The following is a 25,659-nucleotide window of genomic DNA, read 5'->3' on the forward strand; positions in this document are numbered from 1 at the left end:
CCATGCGAATGCTGCACTGCACAATCGTCATGATCCGCCTATATTGAAGGCCGCGGAGGTTTCAATAGAGGGGCTTGAATCATGGGATTCTTCACTGAAATGTTCGCCCGTCCGCGTCCGCGGGAACAGCTGCGCTATCGCGCGGCACTGGCGCTACTCCATTCGATGAGCAATGCCGATCGCGCCGATATCGGGGTCAAGCCGGCCGATTTCCCACGCATCGCCCGGGAAATGTCCTTGCGCTAAACAGTGCACCGCGAGATATCCCGGCGCGGCCGGGATATCTCCTGAGCGAATCTCAACGCAATCCGAGGAAGATCGACTTGCCCAACGGCACGCCGTTGTGGCGCAGGATGTCATAGGCAGTGGTCAGGTGGAAATAGAAATTGGGCATGGCGGCATGCAACAGATACTGCATTCCTGGCATCGAAACCTCGCGTCCCGCAAGCCTCAGTTCGACCATCCTGTCATCTGAACCATCGAATTCGGCCGCCGAAAATGTCGCGAGATGAGCCAATGTCTTGCTAAGGCGGGCCTGCAGATCGGCGAAGCTCGCCTCATTGTCCTCGTATTTTGGCACCTCACGCCCGGCCAGCCGCGACGGCGCGCCCTTGGCGTGATCGGTGGCAATCTGTACCTGCCTGGTCAGGGCGAACATGTCCGGCGCCAGCCTCGCCGTGAGATACACCTGCGGATCGATCTTCCGGTCAGCCGCATTTTGCTCGGCAATGCTCAGGACGTTGGCCAGTGCCTTCAGCCTCGCCGAAAATACCGGCACGGATGCTTCATACATTGATATGGTCACAAGAAATCTCCACGCGGCCCGACTGCCGACGGCGAGAGGTAGCGCTTTCGCACGCGATTGTTCAAGCGTCACCACGTCGCCGCAATCGATATGATAGGATTTTTCATCGAGTGGAGGTTCCCGATGAGACGCGCCCTTTTCGCAACGGCCGCTTTTATCTCTCTTGCCGGCCAATCGGCGCTCGCCGCAGACGCGCCTTATATCGACGACAGGTCGAATGCCGAAGCGGTCATCCGGTCGCTTTATAGTGCCATCAGCCGGCACGAATTCGCGCGCGCCTGGGACTATTTCGGCGACACCAAGCCGGCCAAGGATTTCAACTCCTTCGTCAAAGGCTATGACGGCACCGACACGGTCGACGTAAAAACCGGTGGTGTGTCCGAAGACGGTGCTGCCGGCAGTATCTATTACAGCGTTCCGGTCGCCATTCGGGCGACGGCCAAGGACGGCAGCCAAAATGTCTTTGCCGGCTGCTATACGCTGCGACAGATCAACGCCTCGATCCAGGAACCGCCATTTCGCCCGATCTTCATCGACAAGGGTGCGCTGAAACCGTCAAGGGCCGATTTCGAAGATGCCGTGCCGGCAAGCTGCGGCGAAGGACCGCCGCCGCCGAAGAAGGACGCGGCGCTTGAGCAGGCCAAAAAGGCGTTTGGCGCCACCTATGGCGACCAATGTGACAAGGAGTTTCTAAGCACCGAGCCGGACATTTTCTCGATCCAGTATAAAGACAAGGATGCGGCTGCCAGTGATCCCGAAAGGGAAACGCGGCTTTTCCACTTCTCCTGCTCGGCCGCGGCCTATAACGAAAGCTCTATTTATTACATGAGCGACGACGTGCTCGGCGTCAGGCAATTGCAGTTCGCCGAACCCGAAATGGACATTCGCTACGAAAACAACGACAGCGAAGGCAAACTGCTGGGCATGACCATAGTTGGCTTCCAGACCTCCGGCTGGGCAACCAATTCCGATTACGACGAAGAGACCAAGACGATCGCTACGTTCAACAAATGGCGTGGCATCGGCGATGCCTCTTCATCGGGGACATATCTGTTTCGCAACGGCGATTTTTCCCTGGTCCAGTACGACGTCGACGCGTCTTACGACGGCGAGGAAAATCCGCAGACGGTCGTCGACTACAACACCGCGCCCTAGGGGGCCTTCGATAACATCCAGTTGAGTGTACCCCGCCAGTCGGTCATGCGGATTGGCGTGCCATGCGTGCCAGTTTCAAAACGGACGAAGCGGGTCGGATAGGTTCTCGATTTGGCTAGGATCGATCGGAAGAAGCCTTCCTGTTTCTCGATTGGAAACACCGGGTCCTTGCTACCCTGGCCGAAGAAGACCGGCACACGACGCTTGAATGCGGGGCTTGAGAAGAAACTCTCATCCCACAGCGAGCCGAGCAGCAGCAGCCCGTCGATGCGCCCGCCGGTGTCCTTGCGATCGGCCAGCTTCCAGCATAACGAACCGCCCATCGAGCCACAGGCGACGAAGATTTTTGCGCCCGGCGACTGCTCGGCATAGTGGCCGATCAACGCAGCGATCTGGGCGGCACCGGTGTCGCCGAAGTCGGAAAAATCCGGCGACAGATAGAGGCCGCCATTGCCGGCCATCAGGTTCTTGATGCGGTTGAAATTGCCGCCAAAGGTGATGTCGTCGGTGCCCTGCTTACGGCTGCCGCCCTGCCCGTGCAGGTAAAGCACGATGATGCTGGCGCCCCCGACTTTGCCGACGGCAATGTGGCGGACATCTCCAGCGTCGGTCTTCAGCAACAGATCCTGCTGCACCTTGCGCACGCCGGTATCGGTGTATTGCGCGTGCACACGACGCTCAGGCACTTCGTCACGGGCGTTGATGTCGCGCAACTCACGATAGTCGATGACCGTATAGGCGCCGTTGTTTTCGGATGAGAGCGTCGCCGGATAGGCGAACAGATCATCCTTGAAGGGTTTGAGTTCGAGAGCGTTGGCGTAGGCGGCACAAGAGAGCGACAAAAAAATCGCGATCAGCAGGGCCGGGAGGCCAGAGGGGGGCAAGCGGAACCGGAAGCAAGAACGAAAGGCCATCCCGCAGCCATGCGTTTTTCGGCTTCGGTTTGTCAATCCTGCAGCACGCCGCCGGCGCTTTCCAGCGCCTCGCGCGTGTCGACATCGACGGCCGCCCCTTCGCCGATCTCGACATCGATGACGTCGAGCCCTTCGGCCTCGACCAGATGACGGGCACCGGTATCGCCTTCGAGGTGAGCGATGGCGGCGAACAGCGAGCGCGGCAGCAGCACCGGGTTGCCGCGCCGGCCATTATGAGAGGCGCGCACCACCGATCGCCCTTCGGACTTGCGGAACGCCTCGATCAGCCTGTCGAGGTCGGCCGAGGCGACGCCCGGCATATCGCCGAGGACGATCAGGGCGCCGGCGGCGTCGCCAGAAACCTTGGCGATGCCTGCCTTCAGCGACGAAGACAGACCCTCGGCGAAATCCGGATTGTCGGCGAAGGTCACATCCATGCCCGACAGTGCGCTGCGCACGCGCTCGCGCTCGTGGCCGGTGACGACGATGGTGGCCGCGGCTTTCGAACCGACCGCGCGTTCGGCGGTGCGGCGGACCAGGGGCTTGCCGTCGAACAGCGCCAAAAGCTTGTTCGGCCCGCTCATGCGGCTGGAGCGGCCGGCCGCCAGAAGCACCGTCTCGACCCTTGGTTCTGCTTTGGCCGGCAGCGGCTCGCGCGGCTGCGGCCGCGTCGGAATTTCCATCAGCAGCCCGCCAACGCCCATGCCGGCAATATCCCTGGCGGTCACGTCGAGACCAGCAATCAGCCGGTCGAGCACCCAGTCGAAGCCGTTCTCCTTGGGGCTACGGGCGCAACCGGGCGCACCGATGATGCGCTTGCCGCCTAGATTGCCGAGCACCAGCAGATTGCCAGGATCGACCGGCATGCCGGCGCGAATGACGGTGCCGCTTGCCCTTTCGATGGCGGCGGGCACGACGTCGCCGAAATCGGCCATCGCCGAGGCGCCGAAGATCACCACCATATCGTTGTCGCGGATCAGCGAGGCGGCAGCCTCGGCGACGGGGCTGACCTCATGCGGGGTTCGACGCTCCGTCGTCAGCCGGCTGCCCGAACGCGCCAGGCGCGCTTCGGTGACGCGCAGCGTCTTGTCGAGCACGCTCGGCTTGATGCCGGGCAGCACCGTCTGGATGAGGCCGACGCGCACCGGCTGATAGGCGTTGACCGCAAAAATCTCGCCCTCGGCGCAGATCCTTGCCACCGCATCGACCAAAGCGAAGGCGACCGCAAACGGAATGATTTTCACCGTCGCAACCATCTGACCTTTTTCGACCGGCGCATGCTGCGCCAGCGTGGCGATGGTAATCGTCGGATCGACGGCATTGATGGCGTCGATCATCGCCGCGTCGACGGTGAATATGCCGGCAGCCTGCGCGTGGAGGTTGACCCTGCCGGTCGCAGCGCGCTTCGCCTCGATGTTGCGATGGATCATATATGCGGCGAGCTTTTCGGCCGCGGCATCCTCGCTGAGATCATCGGGCGCCAACACCGCCGCGACGACCTCGGAAATCCCGGAGGCCTTCAACAGGGACACATCCTCGGCGCTTAGCCTGTGCGCCTTGCGGAAGCGGCGCTCTCCGGCTGTGGTGGCGTGCGCCAGCACTGCCCCTTCGGCCGCATCGATCGGAACGGGACCAAATTTCACGCGACCGCGCCTTTGGATTCGAGGCCGCGAGAGCGAAAGGCGTGGATCGCTTGCGCCAACACCGCGACGGCGATCTCGGCCGGGCTGGCAGCCCCAATGTCGAGGCCGATCGGTGCATGAATGCGGGCGATCTGGTCGGCGGTCGCGCCCAAGGCCAGCAAGCGTTCGACGCGTTTCGCATGGGTCTTGCGACTGCCAAGCGCCCCGACATAGAAGCAGTTGGCGTCGAGCGCCGCCTTCAGCGCGAAATCGTCGATCTTCGGATCATGAGTGAGGGCAGCCAGCGCGGTATAGCCGTCGAGCGGCTGACGCTTCAGGACATCCTCCGGCCATTCGGCATGCAGCGCGATGTCGGGAAAGCGGTCGGACGTGGCAAACGCCGTGCGCGGATCGATGATCTCGACGGGATAGCCGGCGATCCTGGCCATCGGTGCAAGCGCCTGGCTGATGTGGACGGCGCCGATCACCACCAGGCGTGGCTGCGGCAGATGTGCGTTGAGGAAGAAGGCCCGTCCCTCAGCTTCGACCGACCCGGAATTGCCGGTGCGGAATGCCTTGGCGATGGCTGCCCCGAGTTCGCCGGCAACCTGGTCGCCCTCGCGCACGATACGGTCCCGGCCGTCACCAAGATCGGTTACCAAAATCGCCGCGCGGCGGGCACGACGTTCGGCGTTGAGTGTCTTCAGCGCGTAAGGATCCATCGACAATCAGCCCAATCTTTCGACATAGACCTTGATGCGGCCGCCACAGGACAGGCCGACCTGCCACGCAGTCTCATCGGCGACCCCGAACTCCAGCATCTTCGCCTTGCCGCTATCGATGACGTCGATTGCTTCGGTCACCACTGCGCCTTCGACGCAGCCGCCCGAAACGGAGCCATGGAAATTGCCTTCGGTGTCGATGACCAGATGGCTACCGACCGGCCGCGGTGCCGAACCCCAGGTTTCGACCACGGTGGCAATGGCGACGTCCTTGCCGTCCTTCATCCAGCCCTCCGCGATGATCAGCGGGTCGCGGGCTTCATCGAGATAGACACTGTGTTCCATGATTTTCTCCCTGGGAGACATGTGGTTATGCGACGCGCTTCGCGCCAGCCTGGATCCACCGGCGCGGGTCGACCGAACGCACCGAATTCTTGTCCAGCGACGCACAGAGATCGGCGAGCGCGTCGAGATTGTGCACCGAACGGAATTCGTCGACATGCGGCAGCATCGCCCTGACGCCGCGGGCGCGCGCCTCGAAGCCGTCGAAGCGCAGCAGCGGGTTCAGCCAGATCAGCCGCCGGCAGGATTTATGCAGCCGTTCCATTTCCTCCGACAGGCCGGCGACCTCGTCGCGCTCCAGCCCATCGGTGATCAGCAGTACCACCGCGCCTTGCCCCAGCACGCGGCGCGACCAAAAACGGTTGAATTCTGCCAGCGTATCGCCGATGCGCGTGCCGCCCGACCAGTCCTTTACCGCGGCAGAACAGTCGGCGAGTGCGGCATCGGGATCGCGATGCCGCATCTGACGGGTCAGATTGGTAAGCCTGGTGCCGAAGACGAAGGCGTGCACGCGCCGGCGCTTTTCCGTCAGCGCATGCAGGAAATGCAGGAAGATCCGCGTGTACTGGCTCATAGAACCGGAAATGTCGGCAAGCACCACCAGCGGCGGATGGACTTCGCGGGGCGAGCGGAATTTAGGCAGGATCAACTCGCCGCCGGTGCGCGCAGCCGAGCGCATCATGGCGCGCGGATCGATACGGCGGCCATGCGCATCGGCTTTGAAACGCCGCGTCCGAACCATGTCGACGGGCAGCCGCAACTGGGCGATCGCTATCTTGGCGTCGGCCATCTCGGCGGCGCTCATCTGGGCAAAATCCTTGCCTCTCAGCACCTCGTTGCCGGAGAAGGTGAAGCGCGCGTCGACCTCGATCTCGGGAACTTCCTGCGCCGGCTGGTTCTTCTGGTGACCCTCGAACATCGCCTGGCTGACGCGGTTCTCGGCCGCGCGGGGTTTTTGCTTCCCTTTGTTGTCGGGAGCGATCGGCGAAAAGATCGCCAGCATCTTTTCGATCAGCTCGTGCGACTTCCAGAACAGCCGGAAGGTCTCGTCGAAGGTGGCGTGATCTTCGTGCCTCGAGACCAGCACGGCGTGCAGCGTCCAGTAGAAATCGTCACGCGAGCCGATGCCGGCAGCGAGCACTGCCTCGATGGCGTCTTTGACCGAGGCCGGTCCGACACGCATACCGGCCTTGCGCAAGGTGCGGGAGAAATAGACGACGTTGTCGGCGATCCGCCCGTCCGCCGTTGCCTCTTTGGGTTCCGCACGCGGCATCGCCCTACTCCGCCGCCGACAGCTCGGCCTTGACCTCGTTGAGGATGCGCCGGCCTTCGCCCTCACCGATGCGGGCAATATCGTCCTGGTATTTCAGCAGCACGCCAATCGTGTCGGAAACCGTCTCAGGGTCCAACGCCACCTTGTCGAGTTCGGTCAGCGCGCCGGCCCAGTCAATGGTCTCGGCGACGCCGGGCACCTTGAACAGCTCGATCTGACGCAGCTTCTGGATGAATGAAACGACCTCGGCCGAAAGCCGGCTGTTGGCCTGCGGCACCTTTCGGCGGACGATCTCAAGCTCGCGCTCGGCATTGGGATAATCGACCCAGTGATAAAGGCAGCGCCGCTTCAGCGCGTCGTGGATTTCGCGCGTGCGGTTGGTGGTGATGATGACGATCGGCGGCTCCTCCGCCTTGATGGTGCCGAGTTCGGGCACCGTCACCTGGAAATCGGAAAGGATTTCGAGCAGGAATGCCTCGAAGGCCTCGTCGGTGCGGTCGAGTTCGTCGATCAGGAACACCGGTGCGGCGCCCGCCTTGCCAGTCAGCGCATCGAGCACCGGGCGGCGGATCAGATACTTTTCGGAAAAGACGTTGCGTTCCATGTCGGAGCGGTCGACCTTGCCGGCCGCCTCCTCCATGCGGATTTCGATCATCTGCGCGGCGTAGTTCCACTCGTAGACGGCAGACGAGACATCGAGCCCTTCATAGCATTGCAGGCGGATCAGCCTACGGCCAAGGGCCTCGGCCAGCACCTTGGCGATCTCGGTCTTGCCGACGCCCGCCTCACCCTCAAGGAACAGCGGACGCTTCATGCGCAGCGACAAAAACAGCACAGTCGCCAGCGACCGGTCCGCCACATAATCCGCACCGGTCAACAGATCGAGCGTCTCGTCGATGGTCCGCGGCACGGGGCGCGATTTCAGCTCGGTCATTTGATCTCCATGGACGCGGCCATCAAAGCCTCTACAGAGCGTGGTAGCTGCGGTCGTGATAGATCAGCGGCCGCAAATTATCGCCGGTGCGCAGGCCTGTCACCTTGCCAAAAAGCACACGATGAGTGGCCAAATCCTTGGTGTCGATCAGCTCGCAGTCGAAGACGGCAAGCGCGCCCTTCAACGTCGGCGCACCGGTCGAGATGACGTCCCATTCGGCCAATGCGAAACGCTCCTCGACCGGCAGGCCGGTGATGCCGGAAAAGCCGATCGACAGCGGCTCCTGATCCGAAGCCAGCGTGTTCAGGGCAAATTTGCCGTTTTTCACAAACGGCTCGTTCTTGGGATTTTCACGATTGAGGCAGACCAGGATGGTCGGCGGCGTGTCCGACACCGAGCAGGCCGCGATCACCGTCGCGCCACGCTTGCCCGCCGGGCCATCAGTGGTGACCACATGCACATGGCCGGCAAAATGGGCCATAGCGTCGCGGTAGGCCTGCGGCCCGATTTCATTCTTCTTCAGCACCGATGATTTTCCGTGAGTCAGAACCAGCCGTTATATATGACCGCATATTGCATGCCACAAGCGAAGTGCTTGAGCTATATCCCGAATTCGCGTGTTGCGCCAAAGCTGGCCAGCCTTTAGGTCTTGACGGCATTGGCGCCGGCAAAACACGCGATCGGCGCGGAGGAATTCTTCGCTCGCATGCGACCTTGGACAACCACGATAGCGGTGCTGGCCTGGCTCTCGCTCGCCGGTAGTGCGAGTGCCGAGACGCTGCTGATCGGCGTCGCGGCGCCTTTGTCGGGGCCGTCGGCGATCCTCGGCAAACAGATCGAGGCAGGCGCGACAATGGCGGCTGAAGCGAGTGATACCGAGATCAGGACGATCGATGACGCCTGCACGGCCGCTGGCGGCGTTGCCGCCGCGCGGGAATTCGCCGCGGCCAAGGTCAAGGTCGTCATCGGTTTTCTGTGCACCGACGCAATCGAGGCGGCTCTGCCGATCCTCAAGGATGCCGACATCCCGGTGATCACCGTCGGCGTGCGCACGGAAAGCCTGACCGACCGGCGCGCCAAGACGGGATGGCCGATCTATCGTCTCGGGCCGCGCAGCGACGACGAGCGCAATGCCGTCGCCGCCACCCTCACCCGCCTATGGCAGAACGAGCTGTTCGCTATCGTCGACGATGGCACGATCTATGGCCGCGAAATGGCCGAGACGTTTCGGTCTGCCGCCGAGCAGGCGGCATTGAAGCCAGTGTTCGTCGACACGTTCCGGCCGCAGCTCGACAACCAGATCGGCCTGATCGGCCGACTGAAGAAAGCCGGCGCAACGCATGTCTTTGCCGGCGGTGACGGCGATGATGTCGCCATTATGGGCCGCGACGCCGGCCAGCTCGATACCGGCATGGTGTTTGCCGGCGGTGAAGCGCTGCGCGCGCCGCTCGGCGACGTGCCTTACGCCGTCGGCACGCTAATGATCGCGCCGCCCGAATGGGTTGACGTCGCCGACCCCAAGGTGCTGCAAAGCTTTGTCGCACAAAACATCGTGCCGGATGGTTATACGCTTCCCGCCTATGCCGCGGTCGAGATCGCCCGCGAGGCCTTTGCGGCTTCCGAAACCTCCGGCAAAAGCCTGGCTGACCTGCTTACTGGACATGACTTCACTACGGCGATCGGGCCGATCCGCTTTGACGAGAAAGGCGACCTGACGCAAAATCCTTATCGCGCCTACCGTTTCGACGGCGGCCGTTTCGTGCGGGCGGAGAGCCAATAATGTTCCATACCGGTCCGCGCAATCTCATCACCGACGTTGCCGGCTTGCGGGTTGGCAATGCGGCGAATGCCAAGCTGAAATCCGGTGTGACCACCGTCATCTGCGACGAACCGGCCGTGGCCGGCGTGCAAATCCTGGGCGGTGCGCCGGGCACCCGCGAAACCGACCTGCTCGAGCCGCACAATTCAATCCATGCCATCCACGCCGTGGTGCTTTCGGGCGGTTCGGCCTTTGGCCTCGACGCCGCGTCGGGGGTACAGGCGGCATTGCGCGAAAGAGGCATCGGCGTCGAGGTCGGCGGCTTTCGCGTGCCGATCGTGCCGGCGGCGATCCTGTTCGACCTGCGCAATGGCGGCGACAAGGATTGGGGCCGGTATCCGCCTTACCGCGACCTCGGCTACGAAGCCGCGCAAGCCGCCGCGATAGACTTTGCGCTCGGCACCGCCGGCGCGGGTGCCGGCGCGCTGAGCTCCGGTCTGAAGGGCGGGCTCGGCTCGGCCTCGACAATGCTGGACAGCGGCGTCACCATCGGCGCGCTCGCCGCCGTCAACCCGACCGGCTCGGTGACGGTCGCCGGGACCCGCCATTTCTGGGCGGCACCGTTCGAGATCGGCGACGAGTTCGGCGGCTTAGGCTATCCCCACCCGATGCCTGACGGTGCCAGAAAGATCCTGCTGAAGTTCCGTGACAAGCATGCCGCAGAGCAGGCGGAAACCGGCGCCAACACGACCATCGCCGTGATCGCCACTGATGCGGTCCTCACCAAGGCCGCCGCCAAACGCCTGGCGATATCAGCGCATGACGGCTTTGTCCGTGCCATTTGGCCGACGCACACGCCCGCCGACGGCGATCTGGTCTTCGCGCTGGCAACGGGCAAGAGCGGCATCGAGCTCGGGCCCAACGATGCAATCGATCTCTACGCAGCTGCCGGCGCGACGATGGCGCGCGCCATCAGCCGCGGCGTCTTTGCCGCGACGCCGGCCGAGGGCGATCTCTTCCCGGTCTGGTCGTCGCGCTGAACGCGCCGACGCTCATTCGGTGAGCAGTAGTCAGACTGGACTATGATCAGGTGGGGTCGGATTTTTCTTCCTCGAACGTGACCGCAACATCCGAGTTTGCCGACAGGCGCACCTTCTGGCCCTCGACCTCGGCGACGAGGCTGAGAGGAATGAAGTGGTGATGGCCCCTGTGAGCGCCCTCGCCGCTGTCGCGCTTGGTCAGCTTGATGCGATCCCCGTCGACCTTGTCGACGGTGCCGACATGGACGCCGTCGGCGCCGATCACTTCCATACGTTCGCGGATCTTGGCTGCATCGGTCATGGGGGTCTCCCTTAGGGCGCCGCGCGTCCTTTGGACGCGCAAAGGATGCTCTAAACATTTTGAATCAATGCATCGTGCCCTTCCGAAAATCGATTCTGATTTTCGGAAGGCACGATGCGGTGAAGCTGCCGACAATAACAAACGACAGCCGGATTGGATGCATCGACTTCGTGTTTCAGTTAGCACGATCTTTTGACAGCATCGTGATAGGGAATTTAACGACGTCGACTGCCTGAACGGAAAGCCCCATGCGAAATCTTGCCCTGTTTGCCGTCTGCCTGTTCGCCCAGCTTGCAACTTCGGTCGCTGCCTACGCAGGCGATGTCGCCGAGCTTGAGATCCTCGGCTTCAGCCGTGACCGCGGCATCTTCGCCTTCGAAGAATATGGCGTCCAGGACGGATCGGGATTCCCGTATGCCAACCGCTATTACATCGACACGGCCGACGACAGTTTTCTCAAGGGATCGCCGATCCGAGTCCGGCTCGAAGACGAGAATGCCATGGTGGACGCAGCGCGGCTGCAGGCTCGGCAAAAGGGCGAAGCGATCGTCAGTCAGGCGGAACTCACGGCAAATCGCGGCATCACCGCCGGCTTCAACCCGGTGACCGAGCTTTCTGCCGATCCCTTCCGCATGGTGGTCAATCCGCGCCCGATCTTTTCGCCGGTCGACGATCCGCTCGAGTTCCGGCTCGACCAGATCGGCATGAATGACACCGAACGCTGCCAGAGCCAGGGCGAGATCAACGGCTTTCGCCTGCTGCGCATCGAGGCGAAGGACGGCGGCCAGACGAGGATTATTCACGAGGACAAATCAATCCCGCAAAGCCGCGGCTGTCCGAATGGGCACCAGATCGGCGCGGTCCAGACATTTTCACTGGATAGCCTCAGCGCCTATGCCGTGCTGATCGCGGTGCGCCAATACGGCTTCGAAGGGCCGGACTATCGCTGGATCGCGGTAACCGGTCGCCTGTGACGTTCCCCGCCATGCGCTATCGCGCTCTGCGCCGTCTCCGCCGCTCCTTGCCGCCGCTGCGCACCGCTTTTGTCGGTGCCTTGTTGTGGGCCATGGCGATGGGCGCCAGCGCGCTGCTCAATCTGCAGCTGTACGATTGGGAGACCCCGGCGAAGGTCCGCTTCGTCTCGCTGCTTTATGCTGCCGGCGGCGCGCTGGCCTTCCCGGTTGGGCTGTTTCTGGCGCGACTCGTCTCCCTCGGACGCAACTGGGAGATCGCCCTCGCTGCCGCCTTCGTCTGCCTTCTCACCGTGACTATCGCCTTCACCGGCGGCCTCTTTGGGCTGCAATACCGCTCCTACTATGTCCAATGGCATGCGCCCGCGCTCACCATCACCTGGGTTTTCCAGTTCGTGTTCACGATGTTGACGGCGCTCTACCAGTTCGTCGTCCTCGGCATCCGGCTGTATTTTCCGCTCGGTTTCATTGCGCTGGCTGTCGCCAGTGTCTGGTTTGCGCGCCAGCAACGTTGAGCATTTTGCTTGCCTCTGTTAGGACGCGGGCAAATGCTCTTGCAAGTCAGGACCGACTGATGATCCCTCGCTACTCCCGGCCGGAAATGGTGGCCATCTGGTCGCCCGAAACCCGGTTCCGCATCTGGTTCGAGATCGAGGCCTACGCCTGCGACGCATTGGCCGAGCTCGGCGTCATCCCGAAGGAGGCCGCCAAGACCATTTGGGAGAAAGGCGGGGCGGCGAAATTCGATGTCGAAGCCATCGACGAGATCGAACGCGTCACCAAGCACGACGTCATCGCCTTTCTCACCCATCTTGCCGAATTCGTCGGGCCGGATGCCCGCTTCATCCATCAGGGCATGACATCCTCCGACGTTCTCGACACCTGTTTTGCCGTGCAGCTCACCCGGGCCAGCGACATCCTCCTGGCCGACATTGACGGGCTGCTTGCGGCGCTCAAGCGCCGCGCCTTCGAGCACAAGGATACGATTACCATCGGCCGCAGCCACGGCATCCATGCCGAGCCGACCACTTTCGGCGTCAAGCTGGCGCAGGCCTATGCCGAATTCTCGCGCTGCCGCGAGAGGCTGGTGCACGCACGCGAGGACATCGCCACCTGCGCCATCTCGGGTGCGGTCGGCACCTTCGCCAATATCGACCCCTATGTCGAAGAGTACGTGGCCAAGAAACTTGGGCTGAAGCCCGAGCCGGTGTCGACGCAGGTGATCCCGCGCGACCGCCATGCGATGTTCTTCGCCACGCTCGGCGTCATCGCCTCGTCGATCGAGCGGCTGGCGATCGAGATGCGCCATCTGCAGCGCACCGAGGTACTGGAGGCGGAGGAGTATTTTTCGCCCGGACAAAAGGGCTCGTCGGCGATGCCGCACAAGCGCAACCCGGTGCTGACCGAGAACCTCACCGGCCTTGCTCGCATGGTGCGCTCCTTCGCGCTGCCGGCAATGGAGAATGTGGCGCTGTGGCACGAGCGCGACATCTCGCACTCGTCGGTCGAGCGCATGATCGGGCCCGACGCGACGGTGACGCTCGATTTCGCGCTGTCACGGCTGACCAGCGTCATCGACAAACTGCTGGTCTACCCCGACAACATGCTGAAGAACATGAACAAGTTCCGCGGCCTCGTGCATTCGCAGCGCGTGCTGCTGGCGCTGACGCAAGCCGGCATTTCGCGTGAGGAAGCCTACCGGCTGGTGCAGCGCAATGCCATGAAGGTGTGGGAGCAAGGCGCTGATTTCCTTGAGGAACTTTTGGCCGACAAGGACGTTGTTGCAGCCCTGCCTGAGGCCGAGATCCGCGAGAAATTCGACTTGGGCTATCATACCAAGCATGTCGACACGATCTTCAGCCGAGTGTTCGGAGAAGCCTGATGATTTCGGCGGCCGGAGATTTCGATTTTCTTGCCCTGCCCGGCCGCGGCAATTCCGGACCGGATCATTGGATGTCGCATTGGTGCAGGGTGCTCCCCAATTCGAGCCGCGTGCTGCAGGCAGAGTGGGACCGGCCGAAGCCTGAAGACTGGATCGGCCAGGTGGATGCTGCGGTGGCCGCCGCACCGCGCCGCATCGTGCTGCTTGCACATTCGCTGGCAGTGGCGACGGCGGTGAAGTGGGCTTCCGGGGCCAGTCAAAGCCAGCTCGACAAGGTCGCGGCGGCGTTCCTGGTCGCCGCGACCAATGTCGAGGATACCGATCCCTCATTCGACGCGGTGCGCCCGTTCGCGCCGATGCCGCTGAAGCGCCTGCCCTTCCCGGCATTGGTGGTGGCGAGCCGCAGCGACCCGCGCGTCACCTTCGACAAGGCGACCGCTTTTGCCGCAGCCTGGGGCGCGGATATCGCCGATGCCGGCGATCTCGGCCATATGGGAAACGAGGCCCGCCTGGGCGTATGGCCAGCGGGCCTGCTGATGCTAGGACGCTTACTCGAGAAGGCTAACCTCTAGCCTACGCCTTACCGGGAACCGTCCTTATCACTGTGCCCCACGGATCCTCGCGGGTAGTGTCGCTCGCGGCATTGTCCGAACGCATCTCGACCCAGGCCAGGCCGGAGCGGGAGGGATCTCGGCGACCGGCACCCGGGCTCTGCCACGCATTTGCGCCAATGTGGTGATGATAGCCGCCGGACGACAGGAACACCGCCGCGCCACCATATTTTGCCACCGTGTCGAAACCGAACTCCTGGTGCCACCATGCTTCGGCTTCTTCCGGCCTGCCGACCCGCAAATGGACGTGGCCGATAATGCTGTTTTCCGGCGCGCCCTGCCAGCCGGTGTCGCCGGCCGGCACTTCGGCAACCACCGAAGGGATGTTCAGCCGCTCCGTCGCCATCGCGATCTTGTCGCCGTTCCATTTCCAGTCCTGCGGACGGCGGTCGGCATAGATCTCGATGCCGTTGCCTTCCGGGTCGGTCAGATAAAGCGCCTCGCTGACCAGATGATCGGACGCGCCCTCGATGCCAATCTTGCCGGCGATGGCGTGATTGATCCAGCGGCCGAGATCGGCCCGACTGGGTAGTAGGAAGGCGGTGTGGAAAAGACCGGCGCTGCGCGGGTCATCCGGTTTCGCAGCCGGATCCGCTTCGATGTCGAGCAAAGGACGATTGACTGCGCCGAGCGTGATCGTGCCGCCGGAGCGGCTCAGTTCCTGCAAACCGACGACTTTGCGATAGTAGGCAGCGAGATTTTCTGCATGGCGCGCCCGCAAGCCGACGCGGGCAACGCTGACCGGGGTCGTCGCGGCAAAAGGCAGTTCGCTCATCAAAGTGCTCCGTTCAGGCGGCGCTCGACAAGCTTCCAACAGAGGAACCCGGCGCCATCAATCATTCTACGCCGTGTCCGTGCCAAAATCTCGGAACAGCCATTCTTTCCTGGCGACAGATCGTCGATCGCGATCGTTCACACAAGAGCGCAAGAAGCGAACATGGTGTTCACAATAGCGAGCAGAACCGGGCTCGTGAGAGGCCGTTTGCGTGTCGCTGTTGAGTTTATACCCGGTTGCACCCGACAGCGCCTCTCGCTACATGCGCGCCATGAAAGTCAGGGAAGCAGATATTCTCATCGTGCCGGGCTACACCAATTCCGGCCCCGATCATTGGCAGAGCCGCTGGCAGTCGAAACTATCGACAGCGCGCCGCGTCGAACAGGCGGAATGGTCGAAACCGGTGCGCGAGGATTGGACGGCCGGTGTCGCCAAGGCGGTTAACGAGGCCGAGCGGCCGGTCGTCATCGTCGCCCATTCGCTTGGCGTCGCCGCGGTCATCCAGGCCTTGTCTCGGTTCGAGCGGCCGGTCGCCGGCGCTTTTTTCGTGGCGCCGCCCGATGTCGCCAATCCAAAGATAAAGCCGAGGCACCTGATGACCTTCGGTCCCTATCCGCGTGACCCGCTGCCGTTTCCGTCGGTGGTGATCGCCAGCCGCAACGACCCGTTCTGCGCCTTCGGCGTCGCCGAGGACATTGCCGCGGCTTGGGGCTCGCTGTTCATCGACGCCGGCGATGCCGGCCATCTCAACGCGGATTCCGGCTTTGGCCCCTGGCCCGAAGGGTCGATGACGTTCGCGAAATTCCTGACGGATCTCTAGGAAGCGATTGAACCCCTGACGCTGCTCAGCAGGGTCTTTGCCCCAAGCGAAATCAGCGAATGCTCGGAACCCATCGCCAGCAGCCGGTAACCCATCGACACCACGCGACCGGCGATGGCCGGTTCCATCACATAGATCGCCGCATGCTTGCCGGCTTTGCGGGTGCGCTCGGCGATCGAGGCGACGGTCTCCATCATGCTCTCCAGCGTCGAACTGACGGTGGTTCCCTTCGACCAGGCGATCGAGAAATCCGACGGGCCGAGGAAGATCCCGTCGATACCCGGCGTGTCGAGAATGCCGTCGAGTGCATCAAGCGCGGCGCGCGTTTCGACCATGGCGAACGCCATGGTGCGCTGGTTACTGTCGCGCAGCCAGTCGGCATAATCGCCCTTGCCATGGCGCGGAAAGGCATAGGTCGGCCCCCAGGAGCGCTCGCCGAGTGGCGGGTATTTCATGGCGGCGGCAAACAGCTTTGCGTCCGCCACCGAATTCACCATCGGGGCGATCACAGCCTCGGCGCCGAAGTCGAGCGCGCGGCTGGCCATGTCGAAGCGGCCGACCGGGATGCGCACCAGCGCCGGCTTGTTGGCCGCCAGCACCGGCACAAGCCCGCGCAGCACGCTGTCCTCGTGATGGCCACCATGCTGCATGTCGAGCGTAACCGCGTCGAACCCTTGTCTGGCCAATATCTCGACAGTCAGGGCATCCGGCACGCCGGACCATGCGGTGAACAGCGTCTCGTCGGCCGCCAGGCGTGACTTCAGGGACATTGGTGATTTCCTCTTTGCTTGCAGCAATTCAGCCGGAAATGACCGCAAAGGCAAAGAAAAACCGCCCGGTTAGGCCGGGCGGTCGATTGGTCCAGCATTCGATCGATGTCGGTGGAAGGATCAGGTGTTCTTGATCTGCTCAATCGCCTGCGCCATCAATTCATCCATGGTGCGGCGGATCTGATGGTCCGACTGGTCGATGCCGGCTGCATCGAAATCCTTGCGTATCTTGCGGAAAACGTCGTGATCGCCGGCTTCCTCGATGTCGCTGACGACCACTTCCCTGGCATAGGCGTCGGCCTCGGCGCCTGACTTGCCGAGCTTTTCGGCAGCCCACAGGCCGAGCGCTCTGTTGCGGCGTGCCGCAGCCTTGAATCGAAGTTCCTCGTCGAATGCGAATTTGCGCTCAAAGCCCTCTTCGCGGTCTTTCATGCTGCTCATGGCATCCCTCCGTGAAATCCGATTCGTTGTGCCAATATGTGTTGCCGGAGCACAAACCAAAAGGGCGCCGGCCGGTCAATATGCTACATTGCCTGCTGCGCTGCGGCATTTCGGTCCCCGAAAGCGGTTGATTGAAAGGATTTGCCGATTGAGCAAACAGTGCGATTGGGATAGACACCGGCATTGAACCCCACCGTCGCCATCTTATTTTAGGCAGACGGACAGGAACTGGTCGCTTGCCGCCTGCCCGCAAATCCAGAGAAAAATCAGATGAAAAATCGCCGCCGCATTTATGAAGGCAAGGCCAAGATCCTTTATGAGGGACCGGAGCCTGGCACGCTGATCCAGTTCTTCAAGGACGACGCCACCGCTTTCAACAAGAAGAAGCATGAAATCGTCGATGGCAAAGGCGTGCTCAACAACCGCATTTCCGAGCACATCTTCAATCATCTCAACCGGATGGGCATTCCGACCCACTTCATCCGCCGGCTCAACATGCGCGAGCAGCTGATCAAGGAAGTCGAGATCATCCCGCTCGAAGTGGTGGTGCGCAACGTCGCCGCCGGCTCGCTGGCCAAGCGCTTGGGCATCGAGGAAGGCACCGTGCTGCCGCGCTCGATCATCGAATTCTATTACAAGGCCGATGCGCTCGACGATCCGATGGTATCGGAAGAGCACATCACCGCCTTCGGCTGGGCGAGCCCGCAGGAGATCGACGACGTCATGGCGCTGGCCATTCGCGTCAACGACTTCCTTTCCGGCCTGTTCATGGGCGTCGGGATCCAGCTCGTCGATTTCAAAATCGAATGCGGCCGCCTGTTCGAAGGCGATATGATGCGCATCGTCGTCGCCGACGAGATCTCGCCGGATTCCTGCCGGCTGTGGGACGTGGCGACCCAGGACAAGCTCGACAAGGACCGCTTCCGCCGCGACATGGGCGGGCTCGTCGAAGCCTATCAGGAAGTTGCCCGCCGCCTCGGCATCATGAACGAGAACGAACCGCCGCGCCCTGCCGGACCGGTGCTCGTCGCATCGACCGACGGTGTCAAAGGCAAGCCGCACTGACGGCTTGCCCGCTCAACAGGTGAACAGGAGCATGTCCAGCGTGATCAAGGCCCGCATTACCGTAACCCTCAAGAACGGCGTGCTCGACCCACAAGGCAAGGCAATCGAGCATGCGCTTTCCGGAATGGGTTTCGGCGGCGTCGGCCAGGTGCGGCAAGGCAAGGTTTTCGATATCGAGCTTGCCGAGGGCGACAAGGCCAAGGCCGAGGCCGATCTGAAAGCTATGTGCGACAAGCTTCTGGCGAATACGGTGATTGAGAATTACGCGGTGGAGATCGGCTGAGCTTGTCGAAAGACATCCAGATATCGAAGTTCATGAGTCTTGTTTTACGCCATGCTCCCCATGAAGCGGGGCTGACTTTGGATGAGAACGGTTGGACTGATTTCAACAAACTTTGCGCGGCGATTCAGGCGAAGTTCGGCACATCCGCCGCCGAGGTTGTTCGGATCATCGACGAGAACCCGAAAAAGCGCTTTGCAATCGACGGTGATCGTGTCCGTGCGGTTCAAGGCCACAGTGTCGAGATTGATCTCGGCCTGTCGCCATCAATTCCTCCAACAGTCTTATATCACGGCACCAAGGAAGAGTTTCTCCCCAGCATCTTACGAGAAGGCTTGATCAGCCAGTCTCGGCAGCACGTTCATTTGTCAAAAGACATTGAAACAGCTGTGATCGTCGCACAGCGCCGCAAGGGGAGAAGTGTTATCCTGCGGATCGACTCGGAAAACATGGCCAAAAACGGCGCCTTATTTTTTCTTTCCGAAAATGGCGTCTGGCTGACCAGCCATGTTTTGCCGCGATATCTGTTCCAACTCAACGAGCATGAATTCTCATGAAATCAGCCGTCGTCCTGCTCCCCGGCCTTAATCGCGACCGTGACATGATCGCGGCGCTGACCAAGATTTCCGGCACGCCGCCGGTCACCGTCTGGCAGACCGACACTGAAATTCCCGATGTCGACCTGATCGCCATTCCCGGCGGCTTTTCCTTTGGCGATTATCTGCGCTGCGGCGCTATTGCCGCGCGCATGCCGGTGATGCGGGCTGTGGCCGAAAAGGCGGCCAAGGGCGTCACGGTCATCGGCGTCTGCAACGGCTTCCAGATCCTGGTCGAGGCCGGCCTGTTGCCGGGTGCATTGATGCGCAACACCTCGCTGAAATTCGTCTGCCGGCAAGTCAAGCTGCAGATCGTCAATGCCAACACGATGTTCACCCGCCGCTATCAGCCGGGCCAGGTCATCCGCGCGCCGGTGGCGCATCATGACGGCAATTATTTTGCTGATGCCGAAACGCTGGCCCGCCTCGAAGGCGAAGGCCAGGTGGTGTTCCGATATGCCGAAGGCACCAATCCCAACGGCTCGATCAACGACATTGCCGGCATTGTCAACGGCCGTGGCAATGTGCTCGGCCTGATGCCGCATCCCGAGAACCTGATTGAAGCGGCGCATGGCGGCAGCGACGGCCGGGCGCTGTTCGAAAGCGCGCTGGGCATCGCCGCTTGATGCATTCAATCTTCCTCCTGGAGCGACGGTCATGAAACTCTATTCGCGACCGCTGTCGCCCTATTCGTCGATCGTGCGGGCGCTGGCCTACATCAAGAACGTGCCGCTCAAGGTCATTGCACCGCCGCCTGGGTTTCCCATTCCCGAGGCATTCCGTGCCATCTCCCCGCTCAATCGGATTCCAGTGCTGATCACCGGCTCGGGCGAAACGATCGTCGAATCCGTGGTCATTGCCGAATATCTGGAGGAGCGCTTTCCCGAGCCAGCGCTGCTGCCCAAGGATTCGAAAGACCGGGCGTTGGTGCGCATGTTCGCCCGCATCACCGACCTTGACGTGCTCGCCCCAACGATGAAGCTGTTCGAGCTCTATTTCGTGCCGCAGCGCAACGAGGCGGACATCAAGGCACAGTTCGCCCGATTGCATCACGGGCTTGCGGCAATCGAGGCCCGCATGGCGCATGGCCCGTTCGCGCTCGGCGACGACATCTCCTTCGCCGATGCGTGGCTGACGCCGACCCGCTTCGTCTTCAACAATTTCAGGGCGACGACCGGCCGCCCCGACCTGCTTGACGCCCATCCGAAATTCGATGCCTATGAGCAAATCGCCTTGCAGCATCCGGCGCTGTCGCGCGTCTGGGGTGAGATGACAGACGGTCTGAAGATCTTTCTGTCAGAACTCGAGATGGGCGCCGCTTGACCATGCGATCGACACTCGCCAGCCTCGCCCTCGCCGCTGCCGCCGGTCTTGTACTCGCCTCCTGCCAGTCAAGCCCGAAGAGCACGCCGGCGCCGGCAGGCAAGAGCGCGTCACTGCTTGCCATGGAGCAGGTGGCAATAGCTGCCCACAAATGCTGGATCGCCAGCAAGGACCCTGCCTTCAAATCCTATCAGATGGCCAACGAGCTGAATTCGTTCAGCGGCACGCCGCGCTTCCTGCTGGTGCCGGCCAAACATTATGGCGGAAAGCCGTTGCTGGTCGTGCAGGCGCAAGGCAATTCGAGCCGCGTCGACGTGTTCGGCCCATTGATGGCGGAACCGCTCGGCGGCCGCATCGGCTCGGACATTGCCCGCTGGCAGGCGGGCAATCCGGCCTGTGGCGCTGCTGCCTAGCCCAATGGGTCGCTTGCTGCAGATCACCGGTCTGGTCGTCGGCCTGGCCGGGCTCGTCCTGCAGCTCTGCATCACCGTCCCGGCATCAATGGAAGCCGGCCGCGGCTTTGTCGGCTCGCTGGTCTTCTATTTCAGCTTCTTCACCATCCTGACCAACATCGGCGCGGTGCTCGTCCATGCGTCGTTGCTGTCGTCGACGGGTTATGCCTGGTTTCCGGCCTTTGCCGGGCCACGGATAGGGGCGGGCGTAGCCGTCGCCATAAGCCTGGTCCTCATTATCTACGCCACGGTCCTGGCGCAGCTTTGGCAGCCGCAAGGGCTGTTCCTGCTCTGCGACGTGCTCCTGCACTATGTGACGCCGGTGGTGTTCGTGCTGTGGTGGCTTGTGGCGGGCGCCGACGGCTCGACGCGATGGCGTGACATCTCGTGGTGGATGATCTATCCGATCGCCTATCTGGCCTACGCGCTGCTGCGGGCGCCGATCGTCGGCGAAGTACCCTATCCATTCCTCGACGTCTCCAAACACGGGGCGGCCAGCGTCGCCGTCTCGGCTCTGGCCATCACCGGGCTTTTTCTGGTTCTGTGTATCGTGGCCGTGCTTGTGGACCACGGCGTATCGAGGCTCAGGGCGGCGGGCGTCCGCTAAAGTGCGGTGCCTCAACCCTCAGTCCCAGAACGGCCTGAGGCCCTCACGATGGGCATCACAACGCGTAATGCCTATGTCCTTGAGCTGGTCGTCGGTCATCTCGAGCAGGACCAGCCGGCTGCGCCGACGATCCATTAGCCTGCCAATCCATCTCGCGAAGGATCCGAGCGTACGCACCAGCCGACCAACATAGGTTGGCCGGCCTAACGGAGGCGCCACCTGCATCTGCAATTCAGCCCTAACGGGGCGGATTGTCTCTATTGTAGCCATTTTCTTTCTGCCAAAACTTCGGATTGTACCCTTCTCGCCGCCGATCTGATATGTATTGACTCACATCCTGGTGCAATGTAAAAAATTGTCACCATGACAACTTGGCTTCCAGATCTTACCGCGGGTACCGGCCCGCTCTATCAGCGGCTTGCCGATTCCATCGAGACGGACATCGACCGCGGCCTGATCGGTGCAGGGGCAAAGCTGCCGCCGCAGCGCGATCTGGCATACGACATCGGCACGACCGTCGGCACGGTCGGCAGGGCCTATCAATTGCTGCGCGAGCGGGGATTGGTCAGCGGCGAGGTCGGCCGCGGAACCTATGTTCTCGCTCAGCAGTCGGAAAGCGCAAAGCCGGATTTCCTGGAGCCGGTCGAACAAGGCACGCGCTATATGGATGCGCCCGGCGACAAGCTGCGCTTCGATAGCACCGCCGCACCGGATGTCGGCCAGGGTGCCATCGTCGCCGATGTGTTGACACGCACGGCGCAAGACCATCCGCATGAGATTTCAAGCTACACGCGTGATTTCCCGGACCGCTGGTTCGAGGCCGGCAGGCGCTGGCTGTCGCGCAATTCCTATCGCCCGGCGGCGGATGCCATTGTCCCCACGCTCGGCACCCACGCCGCGGTGATGGCAACAATTGCGGGGCTCACCGCCCCCGGCGACTATGTCGTCTTCGAGCACCTCACCTATTCGCAGATTTCCCGCAGCGCCGGCCTTATCGGTCGCCGGACCGCACTGGTGGCGGCTGACGACGAGGGCATCGATCCCCAGGATTTCGAGCGCGTCTGCGCACAAAAGCATCCGAAGATGATGTTTTTGATGCCGACGGCCAAGAATCCGACGCTGACAACGCTGTCGGCATCGCGCCGCGAGGCAATCGCGCATGTCGCCCGTCAATATAATGTCGTCCTGATCGAGGACGATCTCTATGGCGGACTGACCGACGACCCGACACCTCTATTGGCCGAATATGCTCCCGAACGGACCATCGTTGCCGGCGGCCTGTCGAAATCGGTCGCGGCGGGTGTTCGCGGCGGTTGGCTCGCTTGCCCGCCGGCCTATCGTCACCGCATCCGGGTTGCCCATAAGATGATGACGGGCGGCCTGCCCTTTCTGCTGGCGGAGGTGGGCAGCCGGCTGGTGCTGTCCGGCCAGGCGGCCGAGATGCGCAAGCGCAGCATTGCCGAGATCGGTGCGCGCATTGCGATCGTGCGCGAGACACTCGACGGCTTCGACTTCAAGGCGCTGGATAATGTGCCCTTCGTCTGGCTCACTTTGCCCGACCCATGGCTTTCCGGCACTTTCAAACAGGCTTGCCTCGAACATGGCGTGCTCATCGACGACGAGGACGAGTTCAAGGCGGGGCGTTCCGAACAGGCCTTTCACGGCGTGCGGTTTGGCATCTCGCAGCCGCGGCAGCGGGACGATATCGCGCACGGCGTCGCGGTTATCCGGCGGCTTCTGGACGAAGGCCGCGCCGGCTACGACAGCTTTTCCTGAACCGGCTTGAAACCGGCGGGTCGAGTGGCGATCTTTCGCTACTTGCGGTCAGCTGTTGCTTTCCGTCGTTTTAGTCATCCGGCGGGGTGTATCGGCTGCAAAGCTTGCGATAAGACGGGACTCGATCCCAGGGACACAAATTGCCGATCATGACCATTTCCAATTCCGTGCCGATCACTCCGGAACTCATTGCCGCGCACGGGCTGAAGCCCGACGAGTACCAACGCATCCTCGACCTGGTCGGGCGCGAGCCGAGCTTTACCGAACTCGGTATTTTTTCCGCGATGTGGAACGAGCATTGTTCCTACAAATCCTCGAAAAAATGGCTGCGTACGCTGCCGACCACCGGGCCGCAAGTCATCCAGGGCCCGGGCGAGAATGCCGGCGTGGTCGACATCGGCGACGGCGACTGCGTCGTCTTCAAGATGGAGAGCCATAACCATCCCTCCTATATCGAGCCTTATCAGGGAGCGGCGACCGGCGTCGGCGGCATCCTGCGCGACGTGTTCACCATGGGCGCGCGGCCGATAGCGGCGATGAACGCGCTGCGCTTCGGTGCGCCGGATCATCCCAAAACCAGACACCTCGTTGCCGGCGTCGTTTCCGGCGTCGGTGGCTACGGCAATTCCTTCGGCGTGCCGACGGTCGGCGGTGAAGTCAATTTCGACGCCCGCTATAATGGCAATATCCTGGTCAACGCGTTTGCCGCGGGTCTTGCGAAAACCGATGCGATCTTCCTGTCGGAAGCCAAGGGGGTCGGCCTGCCGGTCGTCTATCTCGGCGCCAAGACCGGGCGCGACGGCGTCGGCGGCGCCACCATGGCCTCGGCCGAATTCGACGACAAGATCGACGAGAAGCGGCCCACGGTCCAGGTTGGCGATCCCTTCACCGAAAAATGCCTGCTCGAAGCCTGCCTCGAACTGATGGCGTCCGGCGCCGTTATCGCCATCCAGGACATGGGTGCCGCTGGCCTCACCTGCTCGGCGGTCGAAATGGGCGCCAAGGGCGACCTCGGCATTGAGCTCGATCTCGACAAGGTGCCGGTGCGTGAAGAGCGCATGAGCGCTTATGAGATGATGCTTTCGGAGAGCCAGGAGCGCATGCTGATGGTGCTGCGCCCCGAAAAGGAAAAACAGGCCGAGGCGATCTTCCACAAATGGGGCCTCGACTTTGCCATCGTCGGCAAGACCACCGACGATCTGCGCTTCCGCGTGCTGCACCAGGGCGACGAGGTCGCCAACCTGCCGATCAAGGATCTCGGCGACCAGGCGCCGGAATATGACCGTCCCTGGGTCGAGCCGAAGAAGCCGGCGCCATTGGGCGCCGGCGATGCACCGCAAAGCGATGTGGCCGAGGCTTTGCTGAAGCTGCTTGGCGGGCCGGACCTGTCCTCGCGCCGCTGGGTGTGGGAGCAGTACGACACGCTGATCCAAGGCAATTCGTTGCAGCTTCCCGGCGGCGATGCCGGCGTCGTGCGGGTCGACGGTCATCCGACCAAGGCGCTCGCCTTCTCCTCCGACGTGACGCCGCGCTATTGCGAGGCCGACCCCTACGAGGGAGGCAAGCAGGCGGTGGCCGAATGCTGGCGCAATCTTACCGCCACCGGTGCCTTGCCGCTCGCGGCCACCGACAACCTTAATTTCGGCAATCCGGAACGGCCGGAGATCATGGGTCAGTTGGTCGGCGCGGTGAAAGGTATTGGCGATGCCTGCAGGGCGCTGGGCTTCCCGATCGTCTCCGGCAACGTCTCGCTCTACAATGAGACCAACGGCCAAGGCATACTGCCGACACCAACCATCGGCGGCGTCGGGCTGATTGCCGATTGGTCGAAAATGGTGCGGATCGGCTTTGCCGCCGAAGGCCAGATGATCGTGCTGGTCGGCGCACCGACCATGTGGGGCACGCATCTTGGCCAATCGGTCTATATGCGCGACATCCATGGCCGTGCCGACGGCCCGCCGCCGCCCGTCGATCTCGATCACGAAAAGCGCGTCGGTGACCATGTGCGGGCGCTGATTGCGTCGGGCGTCGTTACCGCGGCGCATGACGTTTCCGATGGCGGCATCGCGGTGGCGTTGGCCGAGATGGCGATGGCCTCCGGCATCGGCGCGACCATCCCCCGCCTGATCGGCACCGATCCGATCCCGGTCTGGTTCGGCGAGGATCAGGGCCGCTATCTGCTGACGCTGTCGATCGACCCGCAGAGCGAGGCGTGGGATGCCATTCGCGAACAGCAAAGCAAGCTCGGCATTTTTGCACCGTGGATCGGCTCGACCGGCGGCAGCGAACTGAAGCTGGGCGAGGCACGTGCGATACCGGTCAGTGAATTGACCGCTGCCCACGAATCCTGGTTCCCTCGCTTCATGGCAAATGAGGTCGTGGACCCGTGATGTGATCGAGTGGAGCCGTTTCACTGTGGTTCA

31 protein-coding genes are annotated in these 25,659 nt (G+C 62.4%); 18 read left to right on the top strand and 13 right to left on the bottom strand.

Annotated features, from left to right (window positions below; translation table 11 throughout):
- Positions 1-81 precede the first annotated feature (81 nt).
- Positions 82-246 carry a hypothetical protein gene (locus NKH43_RS28150; RefSeq protein ID WP_023674744.1) on the top strand — a complete coding sequence of 55 codons (165 nt, stop codon included), beginning with the start codon at positions 82-84 and terminating at the stop codon, positions 244-246.
- Positions 247-298: 52 nt separating this feature from the next.
- Here NKH43_RS28150 and NKH43_RS28155 read toward each other — a convergent pair whose 3' ends face one another.
- Complete coding sequence (locus NKH43_RS28155) at positions 299-805, bottom strand: DUF1993 domain-containing protein (RefSeq protein WP_023717410.1); 507 nt, start codon at positions 803-805, stop codon at positions 299-301.
- Between the two features lie 123 nt (positions 806-928).
- On the opposite strand from NKH43_RS28155, the gene NKH43_RS28160 reads away from it, so the two are divergent.
- Positions 929-1,960, top strand: a complete 1,032-nt coding sequence (locus NKH43_RS28160) for a DUF1176 domain-containing protein (RefSeq protein WP_352860914.1) — start codon at positions 929-931, stop codon at positions 1,958-1,960.
- On the opposite strand, the gene NKH43_RS28165 is transcribed toward NKH43_RS28160, so the two are convergent.
- The 7 genes from NKH43_RS28165 to NKH43_RS28195 are packed head-to-tail and all read right to left on the bottom strand — an operon-like array spanning position 1,957 to position 8,293.
- Positions 1,957-2,874 carry an alpha/beta hydrolase gene (locus NKH43_RS28165; protein WP_084642439.1) on the bottom strand — a complete coding sequence of 306 codons (918 nt, stop codon included), beginning with the start codon at positions 2,872-2,874 and terminating at the stop codon, positions 1,957-1,959. The two genes, NKH43_RS28160 and NKH43_RS28165, sit on opposite strands and share 4 nt — an antisense overlap.
- Before the next feature lie 32 nt (positions 2,875-2,906).
- Positions 2,907-4,517 (bottom strand): NTP transferase domain-containing protein, encoded by a 1,611-nt coding sequence (locus NKH43_RS28170; RefSeq protein ID WP_352495811.1) that lies wholly within the window; start codon positions 4,515-4,517, stop codon positions 2,907-2,909.
- Positions 4,514-5,218 carry an XdhC family protein gene (locus NKH43_RS28175; RefSeq protein WP_352481162.1) on the bottom strand — a complete coding sequence of 235 codons (705 nt, stop codon included), beginning with the start codon at positions 5,216-5,218 and terminating at the stop codon, positions 4,514-4,516. The genes NKH43_RS28170 and NKH43_RS28175 overlap by 4 nt, the downstream gene beginning before the upstream one ends.
- Positions 5,219-5,224: 6 nt before the next feature.
- A complete protein-coding gene (locus NKH43_RS28180; protein WP_023717405.1) occupies positions 5,225-5,563 on the bottom strand; it encodes an XdhC family protein in 339 nt (112 codons plus the stop codon).
- Positions 5,564-5,588: 25 nt separating this feature from the next.
- Entirely contained in the window at positions 5,589-6,833 is a 1,245-nt protein-coding gene (locus NKH43_RS28185; RefSeq protein ID WP_352860916.1) for a vWA domain-containing protein, read from the bottom strand.
- Positions 6,834-6,837: 4 nt separating this feature from the next.
- Positions 6,838-7,767 carry an AAA family ATPase gene (locus tag NKH43_RS28190; RefSeq protein ID WP_352495809.1) on the bottom strand — a complete coding sequence of 310 codons (930 nt, stop codon included), beginning with the start codon at positions 7,765-7,767 and terminating at the stop codon, positions 6,838-6,840.
- Positions 7,768-7,798: 31 nt separating this feature from the next.
- Positions 7,799-8,293, bottom strand: coding sequence for a flavin reductase (locus tag NKH43_RS28195; RefSeq protein ID WP_023717402.1), 495 nt, complete (start codon positions 8,291-8,293; stop codon positions 7,799-7,801).
- Positions 8,294-8,473: 180 nt separating this feature from the next.
- Between NKH43_RS28195 and NKH43_RS28200 the strand changes: the two genes are divergently transcribed.
- Both NKH43_RS28200 and NKH43_RS28205 read left to right on the top strand, forming a co-directional pair.
- Entirely contained in the window at positions 8,474-9,547 is a 1,074-nt protein-coding gene (locus NKH43_RS28200; protein ID WP_352860918.1) for a branched-chain amino acid ABC transporter substrate-binding protein, read from the top strand.
- Positions 9,547-10,566: a P1 family peptidase gene (locus NKH43_RS28205; protein WP_352481167.1), complete on the top strand. Its 1,020-nt coding sequence runs from the start codon at positions 9,547-9,549 to the stop codon at positions 10,564-10,566. The genes NKH43_RS28200 and NKH43_RS28205 overlap by 1 nt, the downstream gene beginning before the upstream one ends.
- 46 nt (positions 10,567-10,612) lie before the next feature.
- On the opposite strand, the gene NKH43_RS28210 is transcribed toward NKH43_RS28205, so the two are convergent.
- The gene (locus NKH43_RS28210) at positions 10,613-10,867 is read right to left on the bottom strand and encodes a DUF2171 domain-containing protein (protein WP_254817658.1); all 255 of its coding nucleotides are present in this window, start codon (positions 10,865-10,867) and stop codon (positions 10,613-10,615) included.
- Between the two features lie 248 nt (positions 10,868-11,115).
- On the opposite strand from NKH43_RS28210, the gene NKH43_RS28215 reads away from it, so the two are divergent.
- From NKH43_RS28215 to NKH43_RS28230, 4 genes are read left to right on the top strand one after another with little or no spacing between them, the layout of a single operon-like run.
- Positions 11,116-11,841, top strand: a complete 726-nt coding sequence (locus NKH43_RS28215) for a DUF2259 domain-containing protein (protein WP_352481168.1) — start codon at positions 11,116-11,118, stop codon at positions 11,839-11,841.
- A gap of 11 nt (positions 11,842-11,852) precedes the next feature.
- On the top strand, positions 11,853-12,353 hold the full coding sequence (locus NKH43_RS28220; RefSeq protein WP_031193518.1) for a hypothetical protein: 501 nt from the start codon (positions 11,853-11,855) through the stop codon (positions 12,351-12,353).
- Between the two features lie 59 nt (positions 12,354-12,412).
- Positions 12,413-13,720 (top strand): adenylosuccinate lyase, encoded by a 1,308-nt coding sequence (gene purB, locus NKH43_RS28225; RefSeq protein WP_023717395.1) that lies wholly within the window; start codon positions 12,413-12,415, stop codon positions 13,718-13,720.
- Entirely contained in the window at positions 13,720-14,292 is a 573-nt protein-coding gene (locus tag NKH43_RS28230; RefSeq protein ID WP_023717394.1) for an RBBP9/YdeN family alpha/beta hydrolase, read from the top strand. The genes purB and NKH43_RS28230 overlap by 1 nt, the downstream gene beginning before the upstream one ends.
- A gap of 1 nt (position 14,293) precedes the next feature.
- Here NKH43_RS28230 and NKH43_RS28235 read toward each other — a convergent pair whose 3' ends face one another.
- Complete coding sequence (locus NKH43_RS28235; RefSeq protein WP_023717393.1) at positions 14,294-15,106, bottom strand: VOC family protein; 813 nt, start codon at positions 15,104-15,106, stop codon at positions 14,294-14,296.
- A gap of 271 nt (positions 15,107-15,377) precedes the next feature.
- Here NKH43_RS28235 and NKH43_RS28240 point away from each other — a divergent pair, with 271 nt between their 5' ends.
- The gene (locus tag NKH43_RS28240) at positions 15,378-15,926 is read left to right on the top strand and encodes an RBBP9/YdeN family alpha/beta hydrolase (protein WP_023717392.1); all 549 of its coding nucleotides are present in this window, start codon (positions 15,378-15,380) and stop codon (positions 15,924-15,926) included.
- Here NKH43_RS28240 and NKH43_RS28245 read toward each other — a convergent pair.
- Both NKH43_RS28245 and NKH43_RS28250 read right to left on the bottom strand, forming a co-directional pair.
- A complete protein-coding gene (locus NKH43_RS28245) occupies positions 15,923-16,696 on the bottom strand; it encodes an HpcH/HpaI aldolase family protein (RefSeq protein WP_023717391.1) in 774 nt (257 codons plus the stop codon). The two genes, NKH43_RS28240 and NKH43_RS28245, sit on opposite strands and share 4 nt — an antisense overlap.
- Positions 16,697-16,816: 120 nt before the next feature.
- On the bottom strand, positions 16,817-17,137 hold the full coding sequence (locus NKH43_RS28250) for a DUF1476 domain-containing protein (protein WP_023717390.1): 321 nt from the start codon (positions 17,135-17,137) through the stop codon (positions 16,817-16,819).
- Between the two features lie 270 nt (positions 17,138-17,407).
- Here NKH43_RS28250 and purC point away from each other — a divergent pair, with 270 nt between their 5' ends.
- The 7 genes from purC to NKH43_RS28285 are packed head-to-tail and all read left to right on the top strand — an operon-like array spanning position 17,408 to position 21,460.
- Positions 17,408-18,202, top strand: coding sequence for a phosphoribosylaminoimidazolesuccinocarboxamide synthase (gene purC / locus NKH43_RS28255; RefSeq protein ID WP_023674725.1), 795 nt, complete (start codon positions 17,408-17,410; stop codon positions 18,200-18,202).
- A 40-nt stretch (positions 18,203-18,242) separates the two neighbouring features.
- Entirely contained in the window at positions 18,243-18,485 is a 243-nt protein-coding gene (gene purS, locus NKH43_RS28260) for a phosphoribosylformylglycinamidine synthase subunit PurS (RefSeq protein ID WP_023717389.1), read from the top strand.
- Positions 18,482-19,039: an RNA 2'-phosphotransferase gene (locus NKH43_RS28265; RefSeq protein WP_352481308.1), complete on the top strand. Its 558-nt coding sequence runs from the start codon at positions 18,482-18,484 to the stop codon at positions 19,037-19,039. The genes purS and NKH43_RS28265 overlap by 4 nt, the downstream gene beginning before the upstream one ends.
- Positions 19,036-19,704 (top strand): phosphoribosylformylglycinamidine synthase subunit PurQ, encoded by a 669-nt coding sequence (gene purQ, locus NKH43_RS28270; protein WP_352495802.1) that lies wholly within the window; start codon positions 19,036-19,038, stop codon positions 19,702-19,704. The genes NKH43_RS28265 and purQ overlap by 4 nt, the downstream gene beginning before the upstream one ends.
- 31 nt (positions 19,705-19,735) lie before the next feature.
- On the top strand, positions 19,736-20,401 hold the full coding sequence (locus NKH43_RS28275) for a glutathione S-transferase family protein (protein ID WP_352860921.1): 666 nt from the start codon (positions 19,736-19,738) through the stop codon (positions 20,399-20,401).
- A gap of 2 nt (positions 20,402-20,403) precedes the next feature.
- Positions 20,404-20,814 (top strand): hypothetical protein, encoded by a 411-nt coding sequence (locus tag NKH43_RS28280; RefSeq protein WP_352860923.1) that lies wholly within the window; start codon positions 20,404-20,406, stop codon positions 20,812-20,814.
- Between the two features lie 4 nt (positions 20,815-20,818).
- Positions 20,819-21,460, top strand: a complete 642-nt coding sequence (locus NKH43_RS28285) for a Pr6Pr family membrane protein (RefSeq protein WP_023717384.1) — start codon at positions 20,819-20,821, stop codon at positions 21,458-21,460.
- Between the two features lie 18 nt (positions 21,461-21,478).
- Here NKH43_RS28285 and NKH43_RS28290 read toward each other — a convergent pair whose 3' ends face one another.
- Positions 21,479-21,730 carry a DUF1127 domain-containing protein gene (locus tag NKH43_RS28290; protein WP_352860925.1) on the bottom strand — a complete coding sequence of 84 codons (252 nt, stop codon included), beginning with the start codon at positions 21,728-21,730 and terminating at the stop codon, positions 21,479-21,481.
- A gap of 93 nt (positions 21,731-21,823) precedes the next feature.
- Here NKH43_RS28290 and NKH43_RS28295 point away from each other — a divergent pair, with 93 nt between their 5' ends.
- Together NKH43_RS28295 and purL are read left to right on the top strand one after the other, a co-directional pair.
- Entirely contained in the window at positions 21,824-23,236 is a 1,413-nt protein-coding gene (locus tag NKH43_RS28295; protein ID WP_352790721.1) for an aminotransferase-like domain-containing protein, read from the top strand.
- A 149-nt stretch (positions 23,237-23,385) separates the two neighbouring features.
- Positions 23,386-25,626 carry a phosphoribosylformylglycinamidine synthase subunit PurL gene (gene purL, locus NKH43_RS28300; RefSeq protein ID WP_352860927.1) on the top strand — a complete coding sequence of 747 codons (2,241 nt, stop codon included), beginning with the start codon at positions 23,386-23,388 and terminating at the stop codon, positions 25,624-25,626.
- Positions 25,627-25,659: the final 33 nt, after the last annotated feature.

Origin of the sequence: Mesorhizobium sp. M1163 (assembly GCF_040318415.1) — a bacterium.
GTDB lineage: Bacteria > Pseudomonadota > Alphaproteobacteria > Rhizobiales > Rhizobiaceae > Mesorhizobium.

Coding starts and splice junctions, on each gene's coding strand:
- NKH43_RS28185 (WP_352860916.1), bottom strand. CDS start 6,833: ATGCCGCGTGCGGAACCCAAAGAGGCAACGGCGGACGGGCGGATCGCC.
- NKH43_RS28165 (WP_084642439.1), bottom strand. CDS start 2,874: ATGGCCTTTCGTTCTTGCTTCCGGTTCCGCTTGCCCCCCTCTGGCCTC.
- purQ (WP_352495802.1), top strand. CDS start 19,036: ATGAAATCAGCCGTCGTCCTGCTCCCCGGCCTTAATCGCGACCGTGAC.
- NKH43_RS28245 (WP_023717391.1), bottom strand. CDS start 16,696: ATGTCCCTGAAGTCACGCCTGGCGGCCGACGAGACGCTGTTCACCGCA.
- NKH43_RS28200 (WP_352860918.1), top strand. CDS start 8,474: ATGCGACCTTGGACAACCACGATAGCGGTGCTGGCCTGGCTCTCGCTC.
- NKH43_RS28235 (WP_023717393.1), bottom strand. CDS start 15,106: ATGAGCGAACTGCCTTTTGCCGCGACGACCCCGGTCAGCGTTGCCCGC.
- purB (WP_023717395.1), top strand. CDS start 12,413: ATGATCCCTCGCTACTCCCGGCCGGAAATGGTGGCCATCTGGTCGCCC.
- NKH43_RS28230 (WP_023717394.1), top strand. CDS start 13,720: ATGATTTCGGCGGCCGGAGATTTCGATTTTCTTGCCCTGCCCGGCCGC.
- purC (WP_023674725.1), top strand. CDS start 17,408: ATGAAAAATCGCCGCCGCATTTATGAAGGCAAGGCCAAGATCCTTTAT.
- NKH43_RS28205 (WP_352481167.1), top strand. CDS start 9,547: ATGTTCCATACCGGTCCGCGCAATCTCATCACCGACGTTGCCGGCTTG.
- NKH43_RS28240 (WP_023717392.1), top strand. CDS start 15,378: ATGAAAGTCAGGGAAGCAGATATTCTCATCGTGCCGGGCTACACCAAT.
- NKH43_RS28180 (WP_023717405.1), bottom strand. CDS start 5,563: ATGGAACACAGTGTCTATCTCGATGAAGCCCGCGACCCGCTGATCATC.
- NKH43_RS28160 (WP_352860914.1), top strand. CDS start 929: ATGAGACGCGCCCTTTTCGCAACGGCCGCTTTTATCTCTCTTGCCGGC.
- NKH43_RS28295 (WP_352790721.1), top strand. CDS start 21,824: ATGACAACTTGGCTTCCAGATCTTACCGCGGGTACCGGCCCGCTCTAT.
- NKH43_RS28290 (WP_352860925.1), bottom strand. CDS start 21,730: ATGGCTACAATAGAGACAATCCGCCCCGTTAGGGCTGAATTGCAGATG.
- NKH43_RS28280 (WP_352860923.1), top strand. CDS start 20,404: ATGCGATCGACACTCGCCAGCCTCGCCCTCGCCGCTGCCGCCGGTCTT.
- NKH43_RS28285 (WP_023717384.1), top strand. CDS start 20,819: ATGGGTCGCTTGCTGCAGATCACCGGTCTGGTCGTCGGCCTGGCCGGG.
- NKH43_RS28275 (WP_352860921.1), top strand. CDS start 19,736: ATGAAACTCTATTCGCGACCGCTGTCGCCCTATTCGTCGATCGTGCGG.
- purL (WP_352860927.1), top strand. CDS start 23,386: ATGACCATTTCCAATTCCGTGCCGATCACTCCGGAACTCATTGCCGCG.
- NKH43_RS28150 (WP_023674744.1), top strand. CDS start 82: ATGGGATTCTTCACTGAAATGTTCGCCCGTCCGCGTCCGCGGGAACAG.
- NKH43_RS28220 (WP_031193518.1), top strand. CDS start 11,853: ATGCGCTATCGCGCTCTGCGCCGTCTCCGCCGCTCCTTGCCGCCGCTG.
- NKH43_RS28190 (WP_352495809.1), bottom strand. CDS start 7,767: ATGACCGAGCTGAAATCGCGCCCCGTGCCGCGGACCATCGACGAGACG.
- NKH43_RS28250 (WP_023717390.1), bottom strand. CDS start 17,137: ATGAGCAGCATGAAAGACCGCGAAGAGGGCTTTGAGCGCAAATTCGCA.
- NKH43_RS28215 (WP_352481168.1), top strand. CDS start 11,116: ATGCGAAATCTTGCCCTGTTTGCCGTCTGCCTGTTCGCCCAGCTTGCA.
- NKH43_RS28210 (WP_254817658.1), bottom strand. CDS start 10,867: ATGACCGATGCAGCCAAGATCCGCGAACGTATGGAAGTGATCGGCGCC.
- NKH43_RS28175 (WP_352481162.1), bottom strand. CDS start 5,218: ATGGATCCTTACGCGCTGAAGACACTCAACGCCGAACGTCGTGCCCGC.